The following is a 24,683-nucleotide window of genomic DNA, read 5'->3' on the forward strand; positions in this document are numbered from 1 at the left end:
TGGTTTGCCCGGGGTGCCGCCGCACCCTAGAATGCGCCGATGCGCGATGATCTCTCTCTTCTGCTGAACTCCCTCAACGATGCCCAACGCCAGGCCGTAGCAGCCTCCGTGGGTAGACAGTTGGTCCTGGCCGGTGCCGGTTCCGGTAAAACCCGGGTGCTGGTGCACCGTATCGCCTGGTTGATCCAGGTCGAGAACGCCTCGCCCCATTCGATCCTGTCGGTGACCTTCACCAACAAGGCCGCTGCCGAGATGCGCCACCGCATCGAACAGTTGATGGGCATCAACCCGGCCGGCATGTGGGTCGGTACGTTCCACGGCCTGGCACACCGCCTGTTGCGGGCCCATTGGCAGGAGGCCGGCCTGAGCCAGACCTTCCAGATCCTGGACAGCGACGACCAGCAACGTCTGGTCAAGCGGGTGATCCGCGAGCTGGGGCTGGACGAGCAGCGCTGGCCGGCCCGCCAGGCCCAGTGGTTCATCAACGGCCAGAAGGACGAAGGCCTGCGCCCACAGCACATCCAGGCCAGCGGCGACCTGTTCCTGGCGACCATGCGCAGCATCTACGAAGCCTACGAGGCCGCGTGCCAGCGCGCCGGGGTCATCGATTTTTCCGAACTGCTGCTGCGGGCACTCGACCTTTGGCGTGATCATCCAGGGCTGCTGGCGCACTATCAGAAGCGCTTCCGGCATGTGTTGGTGGACGAATTCCAGGACACCAACGCCGTGCAGTACGCCTGGTTGCGCTTGCTGGCCAAAGGCGGCGACAGCCTGATGGTGGTGGGTGACGACGATCAGTCGATCTACGGCTGGCGCGGCGCCAAAATCGAGAACATCCATCAGTACTCGGCGGATTTTCCTGACGCCGAAGTTATCCGCCTGGAACAGAATTACCGCTCCACGGCCGGTATCCTCAAGGCTGCCAACGCCCTGATCGCCAACAACACCGGGCGCCTGGGCAAGGAGCTGTGGACCGACGGCGGCGAAGGCGAAGCCATCAACCTCTATGCCGCCTTCAACGAACACGATGAAGCGCGCTATGTGGTGGAAACCATCGAGAGCGCGCTGAAAACCGGCCTGGCCCGCAGTGACATCGCCATCCTGTACCGCTCCAACGCCCAGTCGCGGGTATTGGAAGAAGCGTTGTTGCGCGAGCGGATCCCTTACCGCATCTACGGCGGCCAGCGCTTCTTCGAGCGCGCCGAAATCAAGAACGCCATGGCCTACCTGCGCTTGCTCGAAGGCCGCGGCAACGACGCAGCCCTGGAGCGAGTGATCAACGTACCGACCCGGGGCATTGGCGAGAAGACCGTCGAAGCGATCCGCGATCATGCGCGCCACAGCCATGTGTCCATGTGGGAATCCATGCGTCTGCTGGTCGACAACAAAGGCGTGACCGGTCGTGCCGCCGGCGCACTGAAGGCCTTTATGGACCTCATCGAGGACCTGGCCGCCAAATGCGCAGAAATGCCACTGCACTTGATGACCCAGACCGTCATCGAGCAGTCCGGCCTGATTGCCTATCACGAAGCGGAAAAAGGCGAGAAAGGCCAGGCCCGGGTAGAAAACCTCGAGGAACTGGTCAGCGCCGCCCGTAACTTCGAGAGCACCGAAGAAGACGCGGACCTGTCGCCCCTGGCGGCCTTCCTCGGCCACGCCTCCCTGGAGGCCGGTGACACCCAGGCCGAGGAACATGAAGACAGCATCCAGTTGATGACCCTGCACAGCGCCAAGGGCCTGGAATTCCCCTACGTGTTCCTGGTGGGCATGGAAGAAGGCCTGTTCCCTCATAAAATGAGCCTGGAAGAACCGGGGCGCCTGGAAGAAGAACGCCGCCTGGCCTATGTCGGCATTACCCGGGCGATGCAGAACCTGGTGCTGACCTACGCCGAAACCCGGCGTCTGTATGGCAGCGAGACCTACAACAAGGTGTCGCGCTTCGTACGTGAGGTGCCGAAGGGTCTGATTCAGGAAGTGCGCCTGTCCAACAGTGTCAGCCGTCCGTTCGGAGGCAGCCAACAGCACGGCACCAGCAGCCTGTTCGGCGGCAGCGACATCCCGGAGACCGGCTTCAGCCTCGGCCAGGCCGTGCGGCACTCGGTATTCGGCGATGGCGTGATCCTCAATTTCGAAGGCGCCGGCGCCCAGGCCCGGGTGCAGGTGAATTTCAGCGAAGGCAGCAAATGGCTGATGCTGGGGTACGCCAAGCTCGAGGCAATCTAGAAGGTTTTCTCGACACTTTCATATGTGGGAGCGAGCCTGCTCGCGATGGCGGTGAATCAGACAACGTTGATGTTGACTGACACTACGCCATCGCGAGCAGGCTCGCCCCCACAGTGACCTTTCAGCAGCTGGCTGCTTTCCGATAGAACTTGTCCACCTTTCCTACAGCCCAAAGCGAACAGGCCCTCTTGCGCTTCTGAAGCTGAACCTAAGCTGTCACGCAAAAGCCCGAAACACTCTGCCGCTAGCCAGCAACAGTTCACCTGTGCAACATGGCGCGCGTGCTATTCACAAATGGGAATGCCTTTATATGAAACGTTTTCTGAGCATCGCCATGGCGTTGTGCATCGGCCTGACGATGGCCATCGACGCCAATGCCGCCAAGCGCTTTGGCGGTGGTAAAAGTGCGGGCGCGGCCCCGACTCACCAGACCAGCCAGATGGCACCGTCCTCCGCAGCCGGTCCAACTGCCGCCACCGCAGGCGCGGCCGGTGCCGCGGGCGCAGCCACCAAGGCCGGCGGTGCTTCGCGCTGGCTCGGCCCCCTGGCCGGTATCGCCGCCGGTGGCCTGCTGGCCTCCATGTTCATGGGTGGCGGTTTCCAGGGCATGCAGATCTTCGACATCCTGATCCTGGCGGTCATCGCCTTCCTGGTGTTCCGCTTCATTGCCGCCCGTCGTCGCAAGCAGCAGGAGCAGTACGCTCCGGCCGGCCATGCGCCAATGCAGCGTGAAACGTTCAACCAGCAGCCTGCCGGTGGCTCGATTTTCGGTGGTTCTGCACCCGTGGCCGCCCGCCCGGTCATCAACGCTCCTGCCTGGTTCAACGAACGGAACTTCGTCGAGGCCGCGCGCACCCACTTCCACTCCCTGCAGCAGCATTGGGACGCGAACGAAATGGACAAGATCGCCGAGTTCGTGACCCCGCAACTGCTGGAGTTCCTCAAGCGCGAACGTGCCGACCTGGGTGATGGCTACCAGTCCACCTACATCGACAATCTTCAGGTGCAACTGGACGGTGTCGATGATCGCGCCGACAAGACCATCGCTACCCTGACCTTCAGCGGTGTGTCGAAGGACTCTCGCTTCGATCAGGGCGAAGCGTTCAGCGAAAGCTGGAACATGGCGCGTGCCCAAGGCGAGAACCAGCCTTGGCTGGTGGCAGGTATTCGCCAGAACGGTTGAACCTTTGCGCGTTTCGCCTGTTGAAATAAGAGAACCCCGGCTCAAGCCGGGGTTTTCTATTTCGCGGTTGCATCTATGGCGCGCTACTGTATAAACCGCCTCATGTAAAACCGCGCCATCGAGAAAGAGGACACCCGGACGTGGAAGAAATCATCGAACAATTGCGTGAAGCCAACGAACCGGTACCGGTTCCACTGGAGTTGCCCGACGAAGACTTGCTGGTAGAGATCGAAGAGCAGTTGTTCATCGATATCCCGTTCGTCTTCAGGGAGTTTTTGCTGACCGTCAGCGATGTCATCTATGGCAGCCTGGAACCGGTCACCGTTACCGATCCCAACTCCCACACCTACCTGCCGGAAGTGGCCGCCACCGCCTGGGATGCGGGTGTCGACCGCAGCCTGATTCCGATCTGCCAGGACGGCGACGATTATTATTGCGTCGAAGAAGACGGTACCGTGGTGCTCTGGCAAGCCGAAGAAGAACTGATTGCCGAAGAAACCTGGGAGTCCGTTTGGCACTGGGCGCGGGACGTCTGGCTGGAAAGCTGATCAGCATCAGGGATCAATGCCCGGACGACTCCTTGTGGTTGTCCAGGGTTTCCATCAAGGCCACCTGCATTCTTGTATGCAGGCGGACAAACCAGCGCCAGAGCAATGCCGCCACGGCAGTCGCTACCACGGCAATCAACACCAGCAGCTTGTTGGTCGGCAGGATACTGGCCGACAAGGCTGCCAATAGCAGGAAAATCACCAGCAGCGAGAGGATGGGGATCACTTCGGCGATCACCCGTCGCACCCGCTGGGTGTGACGACCGGCCATCTCGGCCTTCACGCCCATCTCCGCCAGCAGCATCGACAGCGCCTTGAGCTTGCGATAGGCCGCGATCAGGAAGGGCAGCGACAACAGCAGCGCCCCGCCCCAGATCAGCGCTTTCTGCCAGCTCGGGTCGCTAATCCAGTCTTGCAGATAGACCGACATCCGCTCGGCGAAATACCCGCCCGACACAAAAATCGCGATGACCAGTGCCAGGTTGATGCCCACCTGCAGCAGGATTCGCCTGATCATCGAAGCAATCAACGCGCCTTCGCCGCGAGGCTGGATGCTGCGCAACCATTCACCGTACATGCCCAGCACCCGGGTCAGCCGTCGCGGCATCACGGTCGCCAATTTAAGAGACAACGGATCGGCGGCACGGATCAGGTACGGCGTCAGCAACGTGGTCAGCACCGAGACGGCGACCGCCACCGGGTAGAGAAAGTCGCTGGTGACCTGCAGCGTCATCCCCAATGAGGCGATGATGAAGGAGAACTCGCCAATCTGCGAAAGCCCCATCCCGACCCGCAGAGAAGTACGTCCATCGTTGCCGGCGATAAAGGCGCCGAGACCGCAGGACAACATTTTGCCCAGCACCACGGCCGCCGTGATCACGGCAATCGGCCAGGCGTATTGCAGCAATATGGCCGGATCGAGCATCAGGCCTATCGCCACGAAAAAAATCGCACTGAACAGATCACGCACCGGCTCCACCAGGCGCTCGATCTTCAGCAACTGCCGGGACTCGGCCATGATCGCCCCGATCAGGAACGCCCCGAGCACCATGCTGTATTCCAGTTTCACCACCAGCAGGCAGAAGCCGAAACACAGGCCCAGTACGGTGATCAGCAGCATCTCGTTACTGTCGAACTTCGCCACGTAGGCCAACAGCCTCGGCACCAGCAGGATGCCGACGACCAGTGCGACGATCATGAACAAAGACAGTTTGCCGACGGTGGAGAATACTTCGCCGGAACTCACCGTCCCGCTGACAGCGATGCTTGATAACAAGGCGATGATGCCGATGCCCAGGATGTCTTCAACGATCAGCACGCCGAAAATCAGCTGCGCGAAGCGTTCGTTCTTCATCTTCAGGTCGTTGAGCGCCTTGACGATGATCGTAGTCGAGGAAATGGCCAGGATCGCGCCCAGGAACAGCGAGTCCATGGTATTCCAGTCGAACCAGCGACCGATCTCATAGCCGATCCAGATCATCAGCACGATTTCGAGGAACGCCGCGATGAAGGCCGTGGCGCCGACCTTGAACAGCTTGCGCAGGCTGAACTCCAGGCCCAGGCAGAACATGAGGAAGATCACGCCCAGCTCGGCGAGGGTCTTGATGGTGTCTTCGTCATGGATGAAACCGAACGGCGGCGTATGGGGGCCGATGAGGAAACCGGCAACGATGTAGCCCAATACCACCGGTTGCTTGAAACGATGGAAGAGCACGGTTACCAATCCGGCTGCCATCATGATGATTGCCAGGTCTTGAATGAAATTGATGGCATGCATCGGTCGGGCTCCCTGATCAAATGACTCATCGCCAAGCTGGATAAGTCCGCTTCCTTTGTAGGAAATGCCCATGCAATGGGCTTTTGCAGGTTAACACCGCGACTTCCGACAAAAAGACGGTGCAATATATGGAAACAGATCCATCGGCGCGTGACGGCAGGCACAGGCGCAGCGTCCCGATATCGATGGTTTTGATAAACCTGATGGCCTATGGGCCAGCGACCAGCGCCCGCAGAGGTGCACTCCCTGAATTGCTGCCTTGAACCGTGAGTACGTTATGGAACCCGGAAACGCCCAACTGTCGATGACGGTGTTGATGACCCCCGATATGGCCAACTTCTCTGGCAATGTCCATGGCGGCACCTTGCTCAAATACCTCGACGAAGTCGCCTATGCCTGTGCCAGCCGTTATGCGGGACGCTACGTAGTGACCTTGTCAGTGGACCAGGTGATCTTTCGCGAACCGATTCATGTCGGCGAACTGGTGACCTTCCTGGCGTCGGTGAACTACACCGGCAACACGTCGATGGAAGTGGGCATCAAGGTCGTGACCGAAAACATTCGCGAACGCTCGGTGCGCCACACCAACAGTTGCTTCTTCACCATGGTGGCGGTGGATGACCAGCGTAAACCCGCGGCAGTCCCGCCCTTGCAACCGCAGAACAGCGAAGCAAAACGCCGCTACGAGCAAGCGCAGCAGCGCCGGCAGATCCGTCAGGAACTGGAAAAGCGTTATCAGGAGATCAAGGCGGACGGGCCTTAACCATTGCGCCCTTCGCGAGCAGGCTCGCTCCCACAGTATCTGAACCTACTCGGTCAACGGTGGGGAGCGAGCCTGCTCGCGAAGGGGCCGGTATGGATCAAAGACTGATCGGCACCGCCTCGAACCGTACCCGCGGATGTGCGATCCGGTCCTGGGCACGGACCAGCTCCAACTCATAGCTGGCGCACGCCTGGGTTTCCAACAGCACCTCATGCACCGCAGCCGCGGTGAATTCGAAGGCCGCCACCAGGTTGTCTCCCAGCAGGACCCGCGCCAGGAACAGCCCCGACGTCAGGTCACCCACGCCCACGGGCTGGCGAGGGAAAGCCAGTAGAGGACGGCTCAGGTGCCAACTGCCATCGGCAGTCACCAGCAGCATTTCGAAGCGATCTTCGGGCTTGCCGGGGTAGGCCAGGTGTTTGACCAGGACAGCCTTCGGTCCGCGTGCCATGAGCGCGCGAGCCATGGCGAGGCAGTCGAACAGCGACTGCGCCTTGCGCCCCGAGAAACTGTCCAGCTCCAGTTGATTCGGGCACATGAGGTCAGCCACGGCTGCCGCTTCATCCAACAGGAACTCACTGACCTCGGGCGCCACGATACAGCCTTTCTCCGGGTGCCCCATGACCGGATCGCACAGATACAACGCCTTGGGGTTAGAAGCCTTGATCCGAGCCACGCCCGTCAGAATCGCCCGCCCCTGAGCGGCACTGCCCAGATAACCGGACAGCACCCCGTCGCAATTGCCCAGCTCGCCAATCGCCGCGATGCCTTCGACCAATGCCGGTATCTGCTGCGGCGCAAGCACCTCGCCGGCCCATTGGCCGTACTGGGTGTGATTGGAAAATTGCACGGTATTGAGCGGCCAGACATTCACGCCGACACGCTGCATGGGAAATACCGCAGCGCTGTTGCCTGCGTGGCCGAATACCACGTGGGACTGGATGGCAAGCAGATGGGGCGTCCGTTTCATGGGGAGAGGTTTCCGTAAAACGATTGAAATTCAAGCCGCGCAGTATGCGACTAAACGCAGCCTGTACGACAGACCGGCGACACAGTTAAGCTGATAGCAACTTGTGGGAGCACTTCGTTCATGCTGACTCTTGGAAACATTTTCGTGCTGATGCTGCTGGCCACCGGCGGCGCCTGGTTGTGGCACAACCATGGCTTGCGCGAACGGGCCCTGGCGAGGGTCGTGCAGCATTGCGCCAACCTCAAGATCGAGCTGTTGGACGGCAACGTAGCGCTGAAGAAAATCGGTTTCGTGAAGGATGGCAGTGGGCGGCGCAGGCTGGCCCGTGTCTACAATTTCGAGTTCACCGTCACGGGGGAGTCCCGTCATGCGGGCACCATTACCCAGTTCGGTGCCCACAGCGCGCAAATCGAACTCGCGCCGTATCCGATGCCCTTCGAAGAAGCACCCGAAGCGCCGATTGAACCGATCCAGACCAGGCCTCGGGCCGAGGTTATCGAGTTGAGTCAATGGCGCCAGGAACACAATAAGTGGAAGCCTTGAAACGGGTCTGACTCAGAATCGCCGACAGTTCGCCAGGCCGGCTTGCAACGCGTCAACGTCTTGCGGCTGACCGAAAATCAGTTCTAGCCGCGAATCCTGGCGCCACTCGCTGGTTTGCCAGGTCAGCGCTCCCTTATCCAGTGCATTGGCCGACACCCAGCCATCGACGCTGTGGATAACCAGTTTCGCCCGTGTCCAGTTTCCGCCTTGCAGCCATTCCGTCAGGGCCGTCGGATCGAAGCGCTGGCTCGGGTGCCAACGCCAGCCGATGCTCCAGCCCTCTTCCTGCTGTTGATGCAGGCAAATCGGCAACGTCGGATCACTCCAGATCGTCGGCATCTGGCCCACATCCCTTGGCAGATTCAAGTTATCCACAGCCCCACTTCCCTGCACACCAAACCCCGGCAGCCTGTCGAGGGGCAATGCAGCCTGTTGCGTCCAGTGCTGCGTAAGAGGCGGTAGCTGGGCGGCGATTCGAGCGCGGTCGGTTTCACTGAGGCCTTCGGACTTGTTCATCACCAGCAGTCCGGCATCGGCCAGCGCTTGCTGCTGCGCCTCGGGCAAAGGTCTGCCCTGGGCCAGCGCCTGGGCATCCAGGACCATTACGCAGGGCTGGACCGCCAGAACGCCAAGCCACGGCGCCAGCTGGAGTTGCCGCAGCAGTTGCGCAGGATGACCCAGGCCGGACGGCTCGATAAACAGCCGGTCCGGTCGTGCCTTGCGCAGTAGACGGCCGAGGCCGATCTGGAACGGCGCACCATTGACGCAGCACAGGCAGCCCCCGGCCACCTCGCCCAGTGCGATACCATCGGCCTCCTGAGTCAGCAAGGCGGCATCCAGGCCGATCTGGCCAAACTCATTGATCAGCACTGCCCAGCGCTCATCGGCCGGACGCTGGGCCAGCAGTTGCCTGATCAGGCTGGTCTTGCCGGCGCCCAAGGAACCGGCAATGACATGGGTGGGGATGTTCTGCAACATAATCGGCGACTTTTGATGGAGGTGAACGATGCGGATAATCGGTTGGTGCTTGTTGGCGCTGATTTCAAACCAGGCACTGGCCCAGGCCTGTGTGGTTCACAGTCAAGCGGAGCGGCTCGATGTAAAAGTCTGCCAGCAGAACCGCAACATCCCGCCCAAACTGTTCGCTGACGGCTTCTGCCAACCGAACCTTGCCGGACAGAAAGTCGAGGTGCAATACGTCGATCAGTGCCCTGGAGGGGCCTTTGGCATCTGCAGCAACGCCCAAGTCGCCAATATGCCTTACCGCCAGGATATTCACTATTACGGCGTCACCACCGACGCCGCTTATCTCAAGCCGTTTTGTGAGGGGAAAAGCCAGGGTATCTGGCTCAACCCTTAGGCCAGCCAATCCAGCGTGAGGATCAAGCGGCGTTCTCCCGGGGCCGGCTCCGGCGAGCGATGAATCAGGCCGAAGCCTTCATTGCCCAGCCACTTTTCACCTTTTAGCAACGCCACTTCGCCACTGCACAGCTGCTGGATCACCTGCCGATCACGGGGCTCGGCGTCAGGTTGAGCCAGCCGTCGACGTTCCATGACGCCCTCCTCAAGCCATTCGCTGCCAGCACCGGCATACGTTGTGATCAGCCGCACCGGCACATGATCGACGTGAAAGCGTGGGCACATGGCCTTGTCCAGCGCCCGCAGGCGCAGGCCGATCCGCTTGGCGCCCAGCAGGCAGGCAAACGCGCTGACCAGCCAGGCGACATCGGCAACGAAGCCTTCGTAGCCGTGCAGGTCGCTGAAACCGGCGGCAAGCCCCTTCAGTTCAGGTTGCGAGTCCTCCTCCGGGATCTCGAGCACCAGCGACTCGGCCAGCGCTTGATCCATCGAAAGCACCAACGCCGCAAAATCACTGATGTGCGCCGGAAGCTGACGCTGCCAGACCGCCAGATTGGTGCCGTCTTCCAGAATCTGCGCCAGGGTCCGCGGGGTATCGCCCAGAACCTGCCGAACCTGGCGCTCCTGTTGCAGAGTGGGCGCCCGCATCAGGCCGCGACCTCGTCATACCAGGAGCCGAACGGGTCTGGCAGCAAGCGCCAACCCTCCATACCCAGGGCCATTTCCGCATCCGTGAGCAGGCATCCGTCCAGCTCTTCAGCGAGCAGGTCGAAGTCGATGTTCTGGCCGATGAAGACCAGTTCCTGGCGGCAATCCCCAGTGCCGGGCAGCCAGTTTTTCATGATGGCCGCGGTGCTTTCCGCATCCTGGGGCCATTGATCCTTGGGCACGAACCGCCACCAGCGCCCGGCAAACCCATGTCGCATCAATCCGCCTGCCTGAGACCAACTGCCCGCGTCTTCAGGTTTGCTGGCCAGCCAGAAGAAGCCTTTGGAGCGCAGCAGCTTGCCATTGATCCAGGGTCGTTCTATCAGGTCGAAGAAGCGCTGGGGATGGAAAGGCCCGCGCGCCCGGTAGACTGTCGAAGCGATGCCGTATTCCTCGGTTTCAGGCGAGTGCTCGCCACGCAACTCCTGCAGCCAGCCGGGCGCTTGAGCCGCACGCTCGAAGTCAAAACGACCGGTGTCGAGGATTTCTCCCAGGGGCACCTGCCCCATGACCATGGGCATAATCTTCGCGTGAGCGTTGAGACGCTTGAGGATAGCCATCAGTTCTTCCCGCTCGTGGCGGCTAATCAGGTCGATCTTGCTGATCAGAATCACGTCGGCGAACTCGATCTGTTCAATCAGCAGATCCGTGATCGAACGCTCATCTTCCTCGCCCAGTGTTTCGCCTCGCGATGCAAGGTTCTCGGCAGCTTGGTAATCCGGCAGGAAGTTCAGGCCGTCGACTACCGTCACCATGGTGTCGAGCCGTGCCACATCCGCCAGGCTTCGACCTTCTTCATCACGGAACGTGAAGGTTTCAGCCACCGGCAAAGGCTCGGAAATACCGGTGGATTCGATCAGCAGATAATCGAAGCGCCCTTCCCTGGCCAGTTGCCCGACTTCTTCCAGCAGGTCCTCACGCAAGGTGCAGCAGATGCAACCGTTGCTCATCTCCACCAGCTTTTCCTCGGCGCGGTTCAGGCTGACATCACGCTGAACTTCGCTGCCATCGATATTGATCTCGCTCATATCGTTGACGATGACCGCAACACGCAGGTTGTCACGATTTCGTAGAACGTAGTTGAGCAGCGTGCTCTTACCGGCACCAAGAAACCCGGAGAGCACAGTTACGGGAAGACGATTGGGCATCAGGTATATCCTCATCGGACGGCCGTGTTGGAAGTGTGTGTTGTGGCGCGTTTTGTCAGGTTGTCGCTTCGGTCAGGGCGACTTATTTTATGTTATAGTATAACGATAAATACTCGCTAGCCCGAAATTCCAACTCTTCGAGAATTACTGATGCGCATTCTTTTGAAATTCGTACTGGCGGGCCTGATGCTGTCAGGCGCTCTGGAGGCGTCTGCCCGAACCTCGTTACTGGCAAACTGCACACGCAGCGCGAACTTGCTGGCTTGTTCCGATGAGCAAGGCAATGCCTATAGCGTCATGACGGCAGGGAACACGGTTTATTTGCGCGGTTTTGAGGTGAAGGGCAGCCGACATTGGGCGCAAACGACCAGCCGTTACGGTCAATTGACGTTCTTCACGGGCTTGGCCTCCGACGGTGAAGCTTGGGTTGGTTACAGTCGACGCGTGGGCTGGACCACCCTGAATCGCTTTTCCAGTTCAGGCGGTGCAGCCGGTAAATTCATCTGCGGACGCATAAACGGCTGCGAGGATTCACGCTGATGTTTCACGTGGAACGATCATAAGAACCGCATGAAACTCTGTTCATGAAAAAGATCTGGTTGAATTTATTGTTACACTATAACATAAGCTTTGACCCCATGACGGATCTTGATCATGAATGCGTTTGCACTTCCGGACATCGCTGCCCAAGCTTCGCGCCAAGCCTTGCCTCTCGATTGGGTGGGCATGTGTGGCGTCGCCTTGCCTGTGTTGATCGAGGGACAACAACTGAGTGCTATAGCCGACCTTGGCGTCAGCCTCGACGATGTGGACGCTCGCGGTATCCATATGTCCCGTCTGTACCTGGCACTGGAGATGCTCGAAAACTCGACGCTTTCTCCCCCGCTGTTGCAACGTGTCTTACTGCATTTCCTGGACAGTCATGAAGGCCTTTCACAAGCCGCCTCCCTGACCCTTCACACCGAATTGCTGCTAAAACGCCCTGCCCTGGTCAGTCCGTTATCAGGCTGGAAGCGCTACCCGGTGAGTATCGAAGCGCACCTGAAACATGATGTGTTCCACGTGGAACTGAGCATTCAAATACCCTACTCATCCACCTGTCCATGCTCGGCGGCACTTGCCAGGCAGCTGATCCAACAGCAGTTCGTGGATGATTTCGCGAATAAATCTTTGGAGCATGCTGAGGTTCTGGCCTGGCTGGGTTCCTCACAAGGGATCATTGCTACGCCACACAGCCAACGCAGCATCGCCTCCCTGAACATTCGCTTGAGCACGGGTAGCAGCCACTTGCCGCTGCTACGGATCATCAATCAGGCCGAAGCCGCCTTGGGCACCGCGGTACAAACCGCAGTCAAACGCGCCGACGAACAAGCATTCGCCCTCGCCAATGGTCAGAACCTGATGTTCTGCGAGGATGCCGCTCGACGATTGAGTCAGGCCTTGAGGCAGTCACCCGACGTCATGGCACTCAATGTGCGCGTCGTTCACGCGGAAAGCCTGCATGCCCATGACGCCGTGGCGCAAAGCCGCTGGACACGGGAGGCAGCATGATCAGTTGCCAAGCCTTGCGTTGGGGCCCACCGGGGCGTCCGCTCACACCCGAGCTGTATGTTGAGCGCCCCGCAGGCAGCCTGACGGCGATCATCGGTGCCAACGGTTCGGGCAAAAGCAGCCTGCTGAAAGTCCTCGCGGGGTTGCAAAAGCCCCTCTCCGGAAAACTCACCCTGACGGTTCCACGTCGGGGAGGCGTCTCGTTCCTGCCGCAGCAGCAACACCTGGATCGACAATTTCCCATCAGCCTGCAAGAGCTAATAGCCGCAGGAGCTTGGGGTAGTCGACACACACCGGCCCAGCGAAGCCAGCGACTCGGAACGGCGCTGGAGAACTGGGCGTTGACCGGCCTGGAGAATCGCCCACTCATGGCGTTGTCTGGAGGCGAGTTACAACGCGCTTTACTCGCTCGCTTGAGTCTGGCTGAAGCGCCGTTGCTCTTACTTGATGAACCCCATGCGGCGCTCGATGAAGAGGGTCAGGCGTTGTTGTGGAAACACATTCACACCTGGCATGCCGAGGGCCGCACCTTGGTGGTTGTGTGTCATGACCTTGCCGCTGTACGCCAGCATATTCCCCACACTTTGTTGGTCAGCGCCACAGGCTGCACGTTGGGTCGCAGCGTCGAAGTGATTACCCAACAACCTCATATAAAGGTGGCTTGATGCTCGCGGCCACCCATCTCTGGCAGCCCTTCCAGGAATTCGTTTTCATGCGCCGAGCGTTGCTTGGCGGCCTGGTACTGGCCTGCAGCACAGCGCCGTTGGGGGTGTTTCTGATCCTGCGACGCATGAGCCTGATCGGCGACGCCGTGGCCCACGGCATCCTGCCCGGCGCCGCGCTGGGCTTCTGGTTCGCGGGACTGAGCCTGCCCGCCTTGACCTTGGGCGGCCTCGGCGCGGGCCTGGGCATGGCCGGGCTTGCGGCGTGGGTCACCCGTCGAACGGGTCTGCGGGAAGATGCGAGTCTCGCGGCAATCTATCCCATCTCACTGGCGGCTGGCGTGCTGATCCTCGGCGTGGCCGGTAAACGCCTGGACCTGCTGCACCTGTTATTCGGATCAGCCTTGGCGGTGGACGGCCCGACTCTGACCGGCATGCTTTGGGTGTCGGCGGCGAGCCTGATTGCCATGGCGCTGATCTACCGCCCTTTATTACTCGACACGCTGGATCCGCTGTTCCTGCAAACCGTCAGCCGTCTAGGCCCGTTGGCCCATGGTGTATTCCTGACCTTGGTGGTGCTGAACCTGGTGATCGGCTTTCAGGCCATTGGCGCCCTCATGGTGGTCGGCCTGATGATGTTGCCGGCCGCCGCCTCGCGGTTCTGGAGTCGTCGCTTACCGCCCCTGATGGCCATCGCTGCGCTGCTCGGTTGCCTCTCGGTCTGGTTTGGCCTGTTGTTGTCCTTCTATTTCTCGCTGCCCAGCGGTCCGGCCATCGTGCTGGTTGCGGGGATGTTTTATCTACTGTCCGTGATAGTCGGTCCGGTACACGGTCTGCTGCGCCGCCCGCCCCTGCTCACATCCCCATGAGGTGTTTCCCGATGCGCGTTCTGCTCGTGCTGTTCAGTCTGATGCTGTCGATGTCCTTGTCCGCTGCCGAGAAACTTCAGGTGGTCACCAGCTTCAGCATTCTCGCCGACATAACCCGACAGGTCGGTGGCGAGCATATCCAGATCACCAACATGGTCGGACCAGACGCCGATGCGCACACGTATGAACCGACGCCGGACGATGCCAAGGCGCTGCTCGGTGCAAAATTGATCATCAAGAATGGACTGGGCTTCGAGCCGTGGCTGGATCGCCTGGTCACCAGCACCGAAACCGGCGCGCCGGTTATCAGTGCCAGCCGAGGCGTGATTCCGCGCTCATTGGATGAAGACGGTGAGACCGTTCCGGACCCACACGCCTGGCACAACCTGGCGAATGCCGAGCTGTACGTGCGCAATATCACCAAGGCACTGGAAGTCGCCGACCCAGCCAACAAAGCCGACTATGAGCGCAACAGCCAGGCGTACCTGAAGAAGATTTATGCGCTGCTTGCCGATGCCAAAGCCAAGCTCGGTTCCCTGCCGCCTGGCAACAGGAAGATCGTGACGTCTCACGACGCATTCGGTTATCTGGGTCAGGCCTATGGCATCGACTTCATGGCACCCCAGGGACTGTCCACCGAACGCGAGCCGTCAGCCGCCGAAGTCGCAGCGCTGATCACCCAGATTCGTCAGGCACACGTCAAAGCGGTGTTCATGGAAAACATCAAGGACACCCGCCTGCTGAAGCAGATCGCTGATGAAAGCGGCGCGCACATTGGCGGTACGCTGTACTCCGACGCCCTCGCCGCCAGCGGACCGGCCAGTACCTTCACCGGCCTGTTCGAATACAACCTCAACACGCTGTACGACGCGCTGTCCAAGCCGTAACCGTCAGTTTCACCTACACAGCGGTCAAGCCCTCGGCTTGACCGTTCCGCAATCCTGCCCCAACCACACGGCGCGGGTATCGAGGCTGCCATTCTGCTGGATACCGGTGGCATTGAAGGTGCCATTGACCTTGGTGGTAAATTCCCGATCGCTCTGAAAGGTGGCGATGCCGTTACCCTGGGCTTTCGGGCAACTGAAGCGAAACTTCCACTGATTGCCGGTGCGCTCGGTGATCTGCTGTTTGCATCCCGACTGCGGATCTTGCAGCGGGATGTCATTGGTTTGGACTTGGGCCGGCGTCAGGCATACCCGAATCCCCTTCCCACCCATGGTAATGCCCTGCTTTTCCAGCATCGCCCGCTGCTCCGGGGTGATCTGGTTCTGCAACTGGCCGAGAATAAGTTGCAGGTCTGGCAGGTTCTGGTTATCGACTTTCATGTTGCTTGAAGTCAGTTCCCACAAACCTGGCTGAAGCATCTGTGCCTGAGCCGCCACAGGAACTGACAAGCCAACCGCCAAGGCCAAACCCAGCAGACGAACATTCATTGCAAGAACTCCAGAGGACAAGTGGCCGTTAGACGCCGCCTACGGGCTTCGGTTCAAGCTCGGCGGCGGTGAATTAATTAGCGACATTCGTCATGGAACATGGTCTGTTAGGCATTGAAACTTCAGGAGCAAGGCTGCCCCATGGATTATTTCGGACCGCATGTTTTCGGTTACCTGATTGCGTTGCTTCATACCCTGGGTTCCATCGCCGCGGTGCATGCCGTGCTTACGGTGCGCACCGCCCAAGGCTCGATCGCCTGGGCCCTGTCACTGGTGTTCATCCCCTACCTGACGTTGATTCCTTATCTGGTGTTCGGTCGCAGCACCTTTGATGGTTACATCAAGGCACGCCGGCAAGCCAACGAAGAAATGCGCAAGGCCGTGTCCGAGCTGAATTGGCGCCCATGGGTCGAAGAGGCCCTGACTGCCCGTGCCTCCCAGGCCTACGACTCGCTACGCGCCATGCCCAAACTGGGTCGCACCCCCTGCCTGGCAAACAACGAAGTGCGTTTGCTCGTCAACGGTCACGCCACGTTCGAGGCCATTTTCCGGGCCATCGAAAGCGCCCGTGAAGCGGTGCTGATCCAGTTCTTCATCATCCATGACGACCGACTTGGCCAACGCCTGCAGACGCTGCTTTTAAAGAAAGCCGCCGAAGGTGTAGCGGTGTATCTATTGTATGACCGGATCGGCAGCCATTCCCTGCCCCACCGCTATGTCCAGGCATTGCGCGATGGGGGTGTCCACGTCAAGGCGTTCGCCACCCGCAGCGGCTGGCTCAATCGTTTCCAGGTCAACTTTCGTAACCACCGCAAGATCGTCACGGTGGACGGTGTGCTGGGGTTCGTCGGCGGGCACAACGTGGGGGACGAATACATGGGGGAGATGCCACCATTGTCGCCGTGGCGCGACACCCATGTCGAAGTACGCGGCCCCGTGGTGGCGAGCATGCAGGAGTCATTTGCTGAAGACTGGTTCTGGGCTGCCCGTTCATTGCCCCCCTTGATCCTGCCGGACACTTACCCCGATGACGGCGTGCTCTGCCAGTTGCTGGCCAGCGGGCCGGCGGATGCCCAGGAAACCTGCTCGCTTTTTTTCGTCGAAGCCATCCATGCCGCCAGCGAACGGGTCTGGATCACTACGCCCTACTTCATTCCTGATGAGTCGGTATTCGCCGCATTGCGCCTGGCGGTGCTGCGCGGGGTGGACGTGCGCATCCTCCTGCCTTCACGACCGGACCATAAGATCGTCTACGCCGCCTCCAGCCTGTACGCATTCGAAGCGGTCCGCGCCGGTGTGCGCGTCTTCCGCTACAAGCCAGGTTTCCTGCATCAGAAAGTGGTACTGATCGACCGGGAAATCAGCGCCATCGGCAGCGCTAACCTGGACAATCGTTCGTTCCGGTTGAATTTCGAAGTGATGTTGCTGACGGTGGATATTCCCTTCGCCACCGAGGTCGAGCAGATGCTCGAAAAAGACCTCGCTCAAGCCCACGAAGTCGCCAAAGAGGAAAGCCGGGAAACCCACCGCCTACAGAAAATCGGCATGCGGGTCGCCCGACTTATTTCGCCGATCCTTTAAGGGGTGTAGATATCGTCTCGGGTCCAAGGCAAGTCATGGCTGCCATCGGCATAAGCCTTCACCGCCAGGATCTGATGCAGATTGATCCACCCCTTGGCGAATGCATAGGCGCATCCGGCCAGGTACAAGCGCCAGATTCGCAGCGCCTGCTGCGGCACCTCTTTCGACGCGGCCTCCAGATTGTCTTCGAGCCGCTCACTCCAGTGATCCAAGGTGCGCGCGTAGTGCAAGCGCAAGCTCTCCACATCGACAATTTCCAACCCGGCCTCACTGATCTGGGCTGAAATCATCGACAGGTGCGGCAGCTCCCCATTGGGGAAAACGTACTTCTCGATGAAGTCCCCCGCGCCGCGTCCGACCGGACGGCCATCAGTATGTTTGGCTGTGATGCCATGGTTCATTACCAGCCCACCCTCGCGGACCGCACCAAACAACGTCTTGCAGTACTGCTCCAGATTGGCGTGCCCCACATGCTCGAACATGCCAACGCTGACGACCTTGTCGAAGCGACCGTCCTGCGGAAGGTCCCGGTAATCCAGCAACTGCAATTCCACCTGGTCCTCCAGGCCCTCCGCTTTGACCCGCTCCCGGGCCAGGGCCAGTTGCGCTTTGCTCAAGGTGATACCGAAGACCCTCACGCCGAATTCCCGTGCCGCATAACGCGCCAACCCACCCCATCCGCAACCGACATCCAGCATGTATTCACCGGGCTGCAGCCGCAGTTTGCGGCACAGGTGACGGAACTTGGCTTGTTGGGCCTGCTCGATGGTTTCGCTGCCCGTTTCGAAATAGGCGCAGGAATAGGCCATGTCGCTGTCGAGCCACAGTTGATAAAACGCGTTGGAAAGGTCGTAGTGATAGGAAATCGCCTTGGCGTCGGTTTCCTTGTCGTGGACTGAACGTACCGGCAGGCTATCGCCCTCTTCGTCCACCAGGGCCTGGCTCCATTCATCGCAGACCCGGATCACTTCGCTGATCGAGCCTTCGAGTTCGAGCTTGCCTTCGACAAACGCCGCCCCCAGCGCATCCAGGCTGGGATGGGTGAGTTGCGCGACCATCTGTGGGTCCTTGACCACGATCGTGACGCTGGGATCGGCGCCCAGCGTGAATTCGTGGCCGTCCCAGAGCCGCAGCCGAAGCGACAATTGGAGATTCTGTAAGGCCGGTGGAAGTTGCGCGAGCATGAAATAACCCCCCTTGTTTCAGACATCTGAAATGAGGGTAGACCATCGTAGAAAAATAGCAGGCTATCGAATTTATAGCCTTTTTCTATCGTCGCCCGAATTCGCTCCTTGAGCCGGTACTGCCAACTGTTTGGACCCTCTCCCACCATGGACTGCAAGTTCCACGGACAAGTTCTACCCCTCGTCCTGGACCTTCAGCAACGGTTCCTGAAAGCGTAGCAGCCTTCCGGCATTTCCCAATACCAGCAACGTGCTCAGGTTATGCAGCAGCGCCGCGATCATTGCCCCCGCCGCGCCAAGCCAGCCGAAGGCAGCAAAGGCGACAATCGCCAGCGTCCAGCCCAGGCCAATGATCACGTTGACCTGAAGCGTATGCCGGCATTGGCGGCTGAGCCGCACGCAGGTACCGAGCCGCCTCAGGTCGCTGCCGATCAGGACGATGTCCGCAGACGCCAGGGCAATGTCCGCTCCACCCGCCCCCATGGCGACACCCACTACCCCGGCCTTGAGCGCCAGCGAATCATTGATGCCGTCGCCGACGACCATGGGGCGAAAGCCGTTGTCGATTTCTGTCATGACTCGCTTGAGTTTGTCCTCCGGCAAGGCCTGGGCCTGCACATCGGCGATTCCCACTTCGCGGGCAAGCGTAGTGGCCACGCTCCGCCGATCACCCGTCAGCAACAGTTGCCGTCCCAGGCCCAGCGTCCGCAGCTCAGCCATGGCGACCTGCGCTTCCGGCTTGACGCTATCGGCCAGCAACAGCCAGGCAAGGAACCGTCCATCCAGGGCCAGCCCGGCAATCGGGCCGTCATGATCAGGTACCGTTGACGTTTCGATGCCCAGCTGAGCAAACAACTCAGGTCGACCAAGAGCCGCTTCGCCCTGGCTGGTCATCGCCACTACACCCAGGCCCTGACGCTCGTGAATGTCCGTCAATGGCAGATATTTTTCCTGCTCCACCAGCCCAGCCAACGCCCGGCTGACCGGATGGCTGCTGGCGGAACCAAGGCTGGCGGCCAATGGCAACAGGGACGGCTGATCGCTCTCTGCACTTTCGATGGATTGCAGGCGCAAGGTGCCGTAGGTCAGGGTTCCGGTCTTATCGACAACCAGTGATGTCAGGTCCGCAAGCTCTTCGAGAAAAGCCGAGCTGCGGATCAGGATGCCATGGCGTGCCGCCACTGCAATCCCTGCAATAGCGGTCGCCGGCGCCGACAACACCAGGGCACAAGGACAGGCCGCCACTAACACAGCCAGCATCGCCTGGGCATCGTTGGTAATGAACCAGGTCACCGCCGCCAGCAACAGCACCAACACCAGGTAGCTGCCAGCATAACGCTCCAGCAACCGGGTGATGGGCGGCTTGGAGCGTTCGGCGTTTTGCATCAGGGCGATAACCTTGCCCAGCGTCGACTCGTGCCCGGTGCGGGTCACTTCCAGACGCAGCAATCCATCGAGATTGATCGCCCCACCGAACACCTCGGTGCCCATCACCGCTTCCAGCGGCACGGATTCACCGGTAATAGGCGCAGTGTCGAGGCTGGCCTGGCCGGACAACACTCGTCCGTCAGCCGGTACGCGATCACCGGCACGCACCTCGACCGTATCGCCGGGCCGTAGCGTGGCGTTGTCGACTTCAATGATCGAGCCATCGGCCAGCACCTTGCGTCCCAGGCTGCGCGTCAGTTGACCCAAGGCGTGGATGGCTTCCTGGGAACCGATGACGCTGCGCTCTTCCAACACATGGCCGAAAATCATGATGATCGGCAGCAGCGCAGCCGTCAGCAGATCCCCCGTGGCCCAAGCCCCCAGCATCGCCAAGGCGATCAACTGATCGGTGATGCCATGCAGACTCGGATAACGCAGGCTATACCACGCCGAGCGCATCACCGGCACCGCGACCAACAGCGAAGCGACACCCAACAGCAACTGGCTGACCCCGGTCTGCTCCGGCGACCAGCCGCGCCATACCAGACCTAGCGCAAGCAGACCGAGGGCAAGCATCGCCAGGGTCAACTGGCGAGCGGCCGTGCGTTGCTCAGCGGAAGACAACATCGGAACGGCGGCAGTTTGCGCGCTCATTGCTCAGCTCCCTGAATGATCAGGCGGGAATCGTCTTTCGGGTCGACCGTGGTCACTGACCCGGCTTGGCGGAGAATGCCGGGCATGCGCTCGCGATACAGGCGCAGCAGCAGTTGCGGATCAGCGTCTTTGGTCTTCGCCAGGCTGAGCACCGTAGCGGTGTCGGCCGAGGCCTTGGCGAGCCGTTCGCTGGCCTGGGCGTGAGCCACCTGCAGGACGCGGTCGGAATCCTGGCGAGCGGTCTGGGTCAGTTTCTCGGCTTCGGTGCGGGCATTGGCAACGGCTTTGTCGGCCTGCTGACTGGCCGTCAGCACCGCATTGAACGCGCTTACCGCAGGGCCCGGCAAACTCGACTGAACATCGACCCGTACCACTTCGATCCCCAGCCCCTGCCCCGTAGCGGCAAGATCGGCCAGCCGTCGGTTGATGCCTTGCACGAGATCGCCGCGCAGGCGTTCGCGGCGTTCGGCGGCCTGGTTGTCACTGCCGATCAGTTCAGGACGGGCGACCAGAATTGTGTCCAAGTCCCGAGCCGCTGCGAGGGTCACCGCGCTGCGGGTGACCAGGCGATCCAGTGCTGGCAGGACGTGCTCACCCTGCAAGACGAACGCATAAGGTTCGGTGACTTTGTAGAACACCCGCACATCCAGCTGCACCACCCCGGCGTCACCGGTTAGTAAATAGCCAGAGCCGGCCAGGGCATCGCTGACCGGCGAGGCAAAACTGGCGACACGATCAGCCTGCAAGGCCGCATCCGAGCGCAGCAGGTTTTCCACGCGGCGCTCCAAGACCCGATCCGCTGCCGGAAGCAGGATCACTTGTTCCACTGGACGCGGCCATGCCAATAGGAGCCCGGCATTCTGAATGCGATCCAGCGCGCCAAAGTGCAGTACCACGGCTCGGTTTTGAGGGTCGATCTGCCGAACATTGGAAAAGACCCAGGCCAACGCAGCCAGGATCGTGACAGCGTAAAGCGCCAGGAATGCCACGCGTCCAGCCTGAATCCAGGGGCTGGATAACTCATTTGTTCCACGTGGAACCACACTCATGGTTGTGTTCCACCTTTAAGTTCCACAGACGGCGGACCGTCCACCAGCACCCTGAACGGCGCCGCATCCGTGCGCAGGATCAGTTTGGTACTGGGGCTGACAATGGTGCCCAAGGTGTCCAGCGAACGCAGCAGGTTGTAAAGCTGAGGCGAACCGGCATAGGCCCTGCCATAGATTTCAGCGGCTTCTACTCGGGACTGGGCCTCGATATCGGCGGCTTTCACTGTGGCGTCAGCCTGCACGATCCGCGCATCGCGTTCGGCGGCGGAGCGAATTTGCGCGGCTTCGCGTTTACCGATGGCGGTGCGTTCAGTGGCGATGGTTTCCCGCTCGGCACGCATGCGATCCACCGTCGCGGTCAACGTCACCGAAGGCAACGTCAGACGCTCAATGCCCACTTGCAGTACTCGCACGCCATAGGTGGCGAGCAACTGCTGTTCGATCTGCTGGCGCAACTGCGCTTCAAAATCGCCGATGCGTACCTGGCTGGCGTCGGTGTTCACCAGATTCGCCAGGTCAAAACTGGCAGCCGTGGTTTCCAGGGCCGAGCCCACGAAGGTGCGAATCTGCCGGGCGGCTTCGTCCGGTTGGTTCTGTACAGCACGCATGAAGCGTTGGACGTTATCTGGATCACCCTGAACCTGCCACGCCACGTAGGCTTGAACGATGATGCGCAAGCCGTCACGGGTACCGACATCCTGCAGCCCGCTGGACGTGGTGCGCAGCCGCAAGTCCACCGGAATCGCCGCCTCGAACGGCGCCGGCCAGCGCCACCCCAGGCCAGGTTGCAGCAGCACCCGTGCCGGATTGCCGAAACGGGTGATCACGGTCGCCTCCCCCGAACGCACCTGGACCAGGCTCGCGGCCGCAACGGCAAACGCTACCAGCAGCGCCGCCCAACCCATGCGCCGCCAGGGAAATGGCCCGGCCTCCTGCGGATCCCCGTGATGATGATGGTGATGTCCATGATGATGACCGGCATGGCCGTGATCATGACCGGTGTGATCGTGATGATCGTGATGATCGTGGGAAGAAGACTGGCTCAATGGGCAGCTCCTGGCTGGACAAGGTTACGCGGCGATGCGGGATCTGCCGGAAGCGTGAAAGTGCGCAGGTCGATGGTCGGCGCGTTGCCGCTGCCGCCCAGACGGTGATCGAGAATCAGCAACTTGGCACTGCCAAGGCCCCGGCTCAGTTGGCTGAGGTACTGCTCCAGCACAAAGGCGTGGCCGGCCGTGGCGTAGGCTTTGCGTTCAGCAGTGAAGCGCAAGTCGGAAGCCTGGGCGGTCGCGTTGATTTCCCGGGCAGTGGCCTGGGCCTGGTCGTGGGCAATACTGGCTTGCAGTTGTGCCTGGTTGGTCTGCTCCGCGGCAGCGCCGCGCTCCCGGGCAATCAAAGCCTGGGCGCCGATCTGCGCCGCTTGCACGCCATGGTAGGCATTAGCCGCACCCGCTGGTGGGTGGATCGCTTCGACGACAGTGGCGAGGATTTCCACGCCACTGTCGAGCCTCTGCAAATCGGCTTGTACAGCCCGACCGATTTCATCGGCCAGGCTGACCCGATCTGCTCCCAGCAAACCATCCAGCGTGCGCGAGGCAAACTCATGCACCAAGACGCGGCTGGCGGTGCTGCGAATCAGTGTGGGGATGTCGGCGCTGTTGTAGGTGGCGGCCAGCGCCGCCGCATCGGTGAGACCAATGCGATAGACAAAACGCACATCCATGTTGACGATCTGGAAGCTCTGCTGATCGGCACGACGGCTGGCAATCACTTGGGATTTATCGTTCACATGGCTGGCGTCCCACAAGCGATTGGCTATCGCCGGTGCTGGACCTTCCGCCGACTCGGTCTCGGTGCCCGCCCCGCTTTCGCCCACGCTGGTGGCCAGTTCATGGACGATGCCGTTTTCGACGTTAAGCACCCGACCCAACGGCCAGGGCAAGCCGAACTGCAGGCCAGGACCGAACACTTCCACCGGCTTACCAAAACGCTCGTAGATACCGCGCCCTTGCAGCGGTACTTCATGCACGCCCGTGAGCAGCCAACCCACCAGCGACACCAGCGCCAGCACCGGCAAAAAAGCGCGGCGCATGTAGCTGAACGCCCAGATCTGACGCAGGTCGATGCCAAAACGATTGTGCAATTCGTGCTGCAGGGCCAGCAACGGCTGTGGGGGCCAGCGCAGCAGGTCGGCGATGACGCTGCGACCCAGCAAGGTGGGTTCCAGGGAATCCCGGCGTGGGCTGAACAATGACAGCACAGCCCGCAGCAACAGCTCCGCCGCCGCCAGCCCCGGCAACACCCCCATCAGCACCGCCAGGCGCACCGGCCAGACGGACGATTCGCCGGCGAACAACAGACACAGTGCGCCGAGCACCAGCACGATAATCGCCAGGCGGGTCAGCTGCGCCAACGGCAGCGCTTCCGGCCATTCAAGGGTGGGTTGCTGCGCCAGTTGCCGTTCAAATACCAACAAGCCGAACGCCAGCAATAATGAAAGCGCTGCCCCGACACTGGCCGACGCACCAAGCGTGGTCGCCGGCAACGCCAGATTCCAGGCTTGTTCCAGGCTCAACAGAACCACCCCTGCCCAACCGGCCAACCACAACGTCGGCGCGCCGATCTGTTTCAGCAAGCCGATCCACCGCGCGCTGATGCGCTCCAGAAGTCGCTCATACCAGCCGGATTGATCAATCGGTTCACGCTCGACGGTTGGGATCTGCGCCGTCGATAACGCCGGTAGCAATGCCCTGTTGCGCCACTGCGTCACCCACCAGGCGGATTGCAGACCGGCCACCAACACCAGCAACGCTGCGCTTTGACTCGCCAACAAGGCCGGCCATATTGATTGCGGCGAAAACAGCCCGACAAAGAACCCCGTCACCAACCCCAGACCCGCCAGGACGGCCAGGGCAAAAGCGATCCGCTTCAGACGCCGCCCCTGAGATTGTGCCTGCTGAAAGCGTGGCCACTCGGCCACCTGTGTCCCCTCGACATCAAGATCGACTTGCATACCACCCCAGCACTTGTGGCGATCAAAAACCGGGCGT

Annotated in this window: 23 protein-coding genes; 12 read left to right on the plus strand and 11 right to left on the minus strand. The window is 60.7% G+C overall.

Annotation, left to right across the window (positions count from 1 at the left end; genetic code table 11):
* The first annotated feature begins 39 nt into the window (after window positions 1–39).
* From uvrD to FGE05_RS02680, 3 genes are all read left to right on the plus strand, one after another.
* Window positions 40–2,223, plus strand: coding sequence for a DNA helicase II (gene uvrD / locus FGE05_RS02670; RefSeq protein ID WP_139641319.1), 2,184 nt, complete (start codon window positions 40–42; stop codon window positions 2,221–2,223).
* 310 nt (window positions 2,224–2,533) lie between these two features.
* On the plus strand, window positions 2,534–3,406 hold the full coding sequence (locus tag FGE05_RS02675) for a Tim44 domain-containing protein (protein ID WP_139641321.1): 873 nt from the start codon (window positions 2,534–2,536) through the stop codon (window positions 3,404–3,406).
* 140 nt (window positions 3,407–3,546) lie between these two features.
* Window positions 3,547–3,954 (plus strand): SMI1/KNR4 family protein, encoded by a 408-nt coding sequence (locus FGE05_RS02680; protein ID WP_041023443.1) that lies wholly within the window; start codon window positions 3,547–3,549, stop codon window positions 3,952–3,954.
* 13 nt (window positions 3,955–3,967) lie between these two features.
* Here the strand turns inward: FGE05_RS02680 and FGE05_RS02685 are convergent, their stop codons facing one another.
* On the minus strand, window positions 3,968–5,731 hold the full coding sequence (locus FGE05_RS02685; RefSeq protein ID WP_139641323.1) for a cation:proton antiporter: 1,764 nt from the start codon (window positions 5,729–5,731) through the stop codon (window positions 3,968–3,970).
* Between the two features lie 277 nt (window positions 5,732–6,008).
* Between FGE05_RS02685 and FGE05_RS02690 the strand changes: the two genes are divergently transcribed.
* The gene (locus FGE05_RS02690) at window positions 6,009–6,494 is read left to right on the plus strand and encodes an acyl-CoA thioesterase (protein ID WP_003187124.1); all 486 of its coding nucleotides are present in this window, start codon (window positions 6,009–6,011) and stop codon (window positions 6,492–6,494) included.
* Between the two features lie 97 nt (window positions 6,495–6,591).
* On the opposite strand, the gene pdxY is transcribed toward FGE05_RS02690, so the two are convergent.
* Complete coding sequence (gene pdxY, locus FGE05_RS02695; RefSeq protein ID WP_139641325.1) at window positions 6,592–7,464, minus strand: pyridoxal kinase PdxY; 873 nt, start codon at window positions 7,462–7,464, stop codon at window positions 6,592–6,594.
* 120 nt (window positions 7,465–7,584) lie between these two features.
* On the opposite strand from pdxY, the gene FGE05_RS02700 reads away from it, so the two are divergent.
* Complete coding sequence (locus FGE05_RS02700) at window positions 7,585–8,007, plus strand: DUF3301 domain-containing protein (protein WP_139641327.1); 423 nt, start codon at window positions 7,585–7,587, stop codon at window positions 8,005–8,007.
* A 12-nt stretch (window positions 8,008–8,019) separates the two neighbouring features.
* Here FGE05_RS02700 and FGE05_RS02705 read toward each other — a convergent pair whose 3' ends face one another.
* Entirely contained in the window at window positions 8,020–8,985 is a 966-nt protein-coding gene (locus FGE05_RS02705; protein WP_139641329.1) for a GTP-binding protein, read from the minus strand.
* 28 nt (window positions 8,986–9,013) lie between these two features.
* Between FGE05_RS02705 and FGE05_RS02710 the strand changes: the two genes are divergently transcribed.
* Complete coding sequence (locus tag FGE05_RS02710) at window positions 9,014–9,367, plus strand: NADH:ubiquinone oxidoreductase (RefSeq protein WP_139641331.1); 354 nt, start codon at window positions 9,014–9,016, stop codon at window positions 9,365–9,367.
* Here FGE05_RS02710 and FGE05_RS02715 read toward each other — a convergent pair.
* The gene (locus tag FGE05_RS02715) at window positions 9,364–10,014 is read right to left on the minus strand and encodes a DUF1826 domain-containing protein (protein WP_139641333.1); all 651 of its coding nucleotides are present in this window, start codon (window positions 10,012–10,014) and stop codon (window positions 9,364–9,366) included. The genes FGE05_RS02710 and FGE05_RS02715 overlap by 4 nt on opposite strands.
* Window positions 10,014–11,222, minus strand: a complete 1,209-nt coding sequence (gene zigA / locus FGE05_RS02720) for a zinc metallochaperone GTPase ZigA (RefSeq protein ID WP_139641335.1) — start codon at window positions 11,220–11,222, stop codon at window positions 10,014–10,016. The genes FGE05_RS02715 and zigA overlap by 1 nt, the downstream gene beginning before the upstream one ends.
* A gap of 186 nt (window positions 11,223–11,408) precedes the next feature.
* Here zigA and FGE05_RS02725 point away from each other — a divergent pair, with 186 nt between their 5' ends.
* From FGE05_RS02725 to FGE05_RS02745, 5 genes are all read left to right on the plus strand, one after another.
* Window positions 11,409–11,762, plus strand: coding sequence for a glutamine synthetase (locus FGE05_RS02725; protein WP_373682428.1), 354 nt, complete (start codon window positions 11,409–11,411; stop codon window positions 11,760–11,762).
* A gap of 114 nt (window positions 11,763–11,876) precedes the next feature.
* The gene (gene folE2 / locus FGE05_RS02730) at window positions 11,877–12,773 is read left to right on the plus strand and encodes a GTP cyclohydrolase FolE2 (protein ID WP_139641339.1); all 897 of its coding nucleotides are present in this window, start codon (window positions 11,877–11,879) and stop codon (window positions 12,771–12,773) included.
* Window positions 12,770–13,438: a metal ABC transporter ATP-binding protein gene (locus tag FGE05_RS02735; protein ID WP_139641341.1), complete on the plus strand. Its 669-nt coding sequence runs from the start codon at window positions 12,770–12,772 to the stop codon at window positions 13,436–13,438. The genes folE2 and FGE05_RS02735 overlap by 4 nt, the downstream gene beginning before the upstream one ends.
* Window positions 13,438–14,304 carry a metal ABC transporter permease gene (locus FGE05_RS02740; RefSeq protein WP_139641342.1) on the plus strand — a complete coding sequence of 289 codons (867 nt, stop codon included), beginning with the start codon at window positions 13,438–13,440 and terminating at the stop codon, window positions 14,302–14,304. Before FGE05_RS02735 ends, FGE05_RS02740 begins: the two co-directional genes overlap by 1 nt.
* An 11-nt stretch (window positions 14,305–14,315) precedes the next feature.
* Window positions 14,316–15,191 carry a metal ABC transporter substrate-binding protein gene (locus FGE05_RS02745; protein ID WP_139641344.1) on the plus strand — a complete coding sequence of 292 codons (876 nt, stop codon included), beginning with the start codon at window positions 14,316–14,318 and terminating at the stop codon, window positions 15,189–15,191.
* A gap of 24 nt (window positions 15,192–15,215) precedes the next feature.
* On the opposite strand, the gene FGE05_RS02750 is transcribed toward FGE05_RS02745, so the two are convergent.
* Window positions 15,216–15,737: a DUF3617 domain-containing protein gene (locus FGE05_RS02750; protein WP_139641346.1), complete on the minus strand. Its 522-nt coding sequence runs from the start codon at window positions 15,735–15,737 to the stop codon at window positions 15,216–15,218.
* Between the two features lie 141 nt (window positions 15,738–15,878).
* Between FGE05_RS02750 and cls the strand changes: the two genes are divergently transcribed.
* On the plus strand, window positions 15,879–17,318 hold the full coding sequence (gene cls / locus FGE05_RS02755; RefSeq protein ID WP_139641348.1) for a cardiolipin synthase: 1,440 nt from the start codon (window positions 15,879–15,881) through the stop codon (window positions 17,316–17,318).
* On the opposite strand, the gene cfaB is transcribed toward cls, so the two are convergent.
* From cfaB to hflK (FGE05_RS02780), 5 genes are all read right to left on the minus strand, one after another.
* The gene (cfaB, locus tag FGE05_RS02760; RefSeq protein WP_139641350.1) at window positions 17,315–18,502 is read right to left on the minus strand and encodes a C17 cyclopropane fatty acid synthase CfaB; all 1,188 of its coding nucleotides are present in this window, start codon (window positions 18,500–18,502) and stop codon (window positions 17,315–17,317) included. The genes cls and cfaB overlap by 4 nt on opposite strands.
* Before the next feature lie 174 nt (window positions 18,503–18,676).
* Window positions 18,677–20,584: a heavy metal translocating P-type ATPase gene (locus tag FGE05_RS02765; protein WP_139641352.1), complete on the minus strand. Its 1,908-nt coding sequence runs from the start codon at window positions 20,582–20,584 to the stop codon at window positions 18,677–18,679.
* Entirely contained in the window at window positions 20,581–21,633 is a 1,053-nt protein-coding gene (gene hflK / locus FGE05_RS02770; protein ID WP_139641354.1) for a protease modulator HflK, read from the minus strand. The genes FGE05_RS02765 and hflK (FGE05_RS02770) overlap by 4 nt, the downstream gene beginning before the upstream one ends.
* On the minus strand, window positions 21,630–22,679 hold the full coding sequence (gene hflC, locus FGE05_RS02775; protein ID WP_139641355.1) for a protease modulator HflC: 1,050 nt from the start codon (window positions 22,677–22,679) through the stop codon (window positions 21,630–21,632). Before hflC ends, hflK (FGE05_RS02770) begins: the two co-directional genes overlap by 4 nt.
* Window positions 22,676–24,646, minus strand: a complete 1,971-nt coding sequence (hflK, locus tag FGE05_RS02780) for a protease modulator HflK (RefSeq protein ID WP_139641358.1) — start codon at window positions 24,644–24,646, stop codon at window positions 22,676–22,678. The genes hflC and hflK (FGE05_RS02780) overlap by 4 nt, the downstream gene beginning before the upstream one ends.
* Window positions 24,647–24,683 lie beyond the last annotated feature (37 nt).

The organism is Pseudomonas sp. ICMP22404 (assembly GCF_006227205.1).
Lineage (GTDB): Bacteria > Pseudomonadota > Gammaproteobacteria > Pseudomonadales > Pseudomonadaceae > Aquipseudomonas.

What these genes read in the sequence shown, in the direction of transcription:
- uvrD (WP_139641319.1), top strand. Translation starts at nt 40, where the DNA reads ATGCGCGATGATCTCTCTCTTCTGCTGAACTCCCTCAACGATGCCCAA.
- FGE05_RS02675 (WP_139641321.1), top strand. Translation starts at nt 2,534, where the DNA reads ATGAAACGTTTTCTGAGCATCGCCATGGCGTTGTGCATCGGCCTGACG.
- FGE05_RS02685 (WP_139641323.1), bottom strand. Translation starts at nt 5,731, where the DNA reads ATGCATGCCATCAATTTCATTCAAGACCTGGCAATCATCATGATGGCA.
- FGE05_RS02690 (WP_003187124.1), top strand. Translation starts at nt 6,009, where the DNA reads ATGGAACCCGGAAACGCCCAACTGTCGATGACGGTGTTGATGACCCCC.
- pdxY (WP_139641325.1), bottom strand. Translation starts at nt 7,464, where the DNA reads ATGAAACGGACGCCCCATCTGCTTGCCATCCAGTCCCACGTGGTATTC.
- FGE05_RS02700 (WP_139641327.1), top strand. Translation starts at nt 7,585, where the DNA reads ATGCTGACTCTTGGAAACATTTTCGTGCTGATGCTGCTGGCCACCGGC.
- FGE05_RS02705 (WP_139641329.1), bottom strand. Translation starts at nt 8,985, where the DNA reads ATGTTGCAGAACATCCCCACCCATGTCATTGCCGGTTCCTTGGGCGCC.
- FGE05_RS02710 (WP_139641331.1), top strand. Translation starts at nt 9,014, where the DNA reads ATGCGGATAATCGGTTGGTGCTTGTTGGCGCTGATTTCAAACCAGGCA.
- FGE05_RS02715 (WP_139641333.1), bottom strand. Translation starts at nt 10,014, where the DNA reads ATGCGGGCGCCCACTCTGCAACAGGAGCGCCAGGTTCGGCAGGTTCTG.
- zigA (WP_139641335.1), bottom strand. Translation starts at nt 11,222, where the DNA reads ATGCCCAATCGTCTTCCCGTAACTGTGCTCTCCGGGTTTCTTGGTGCC.
- FGE05_RS02725 (WP_373682428.1), top strand. Translation starts at nt 11,409, where the DNA reads ATGCTGTCAGGCGCTCTGGAGGCGTCTGCCCGAACCTCGTTACTGGCA.
- folE2 (WP_139641339.1), top strand. Translation starts at nt 11,877, where the DNA reads ATGAATGCGTTTGCACTTCCGGACATCGCTGCCCAAGCTTCGCGCCAA.
- FGE05_RS02735 (WP_139641341.1), top strand. Translation starts at nt 12,770, where the DNA reads ATGATCAGTTGCCAAGCCTTGCGTTGGGGCCCACCGGGGCGTCCGCTC.
- FGE05_RS02740 (WP_139641342.1), top strand. Translation starts at nt 13,438, where the DNA reads ATGCTCGCGGCCACCCATCTCTGGCAGCCCTTCCAGGAATTCGTTTTC.
- FGE05_RS02745 (WP_139641344.1), top strand. Translation starts at nt 14,316, where the DNA reads ATGCGCGTTCTGCTCGTGCTGTTCAGTCTGATGCTGTCGATGTCCTTG.
- FGE05_RS02750 (WP_139641346.1), bottom strand. Translation starts at nt 15,737, where the DNA reads ATGAATGTTCGTCTGCTGGGTTTGGCCTTGGCGGTTGGCTTGTCAGTT.
- cls (WP_139641348.1), top strand. Translation starts at nt 15,879, where the DNA reads ATGGATTATTTCGGACCGCATGTTTTCGGTTACCTGATTGCGTTGCTT.
- cfaB (WP_139641350.1), bottom strand. Translation starts at nt 18,502, where the DNA reads ATGCTCGCGCAACTTCCACCGGCCTTACAGAATCTCCAATTGTCGCTT.
- FGE05_RS02765 (WP_139641352.1), bottom strand. Translation starts at nt 20,584, where the DNA reads ATGAGCGCGCAAACTGCCGCCGTTCCGATGTTGTCTTCCGCTGAGCAA.
- hflK (WP_139641354.1), bottom strand. Translation starts at nt 21,633, where the DNA reads ATGAGTGTGGTTCCACGTGGAACAAATGAGTTATCCAGCCCCTGGATT.
- hflK (WP_139641358.1), bottom strand. Translation starts at nt 24,646, where the DNA reads ATGCAAGTCGATCTTGATGTCGAGGGGACACAGGTGGCCGAGTGGCCA.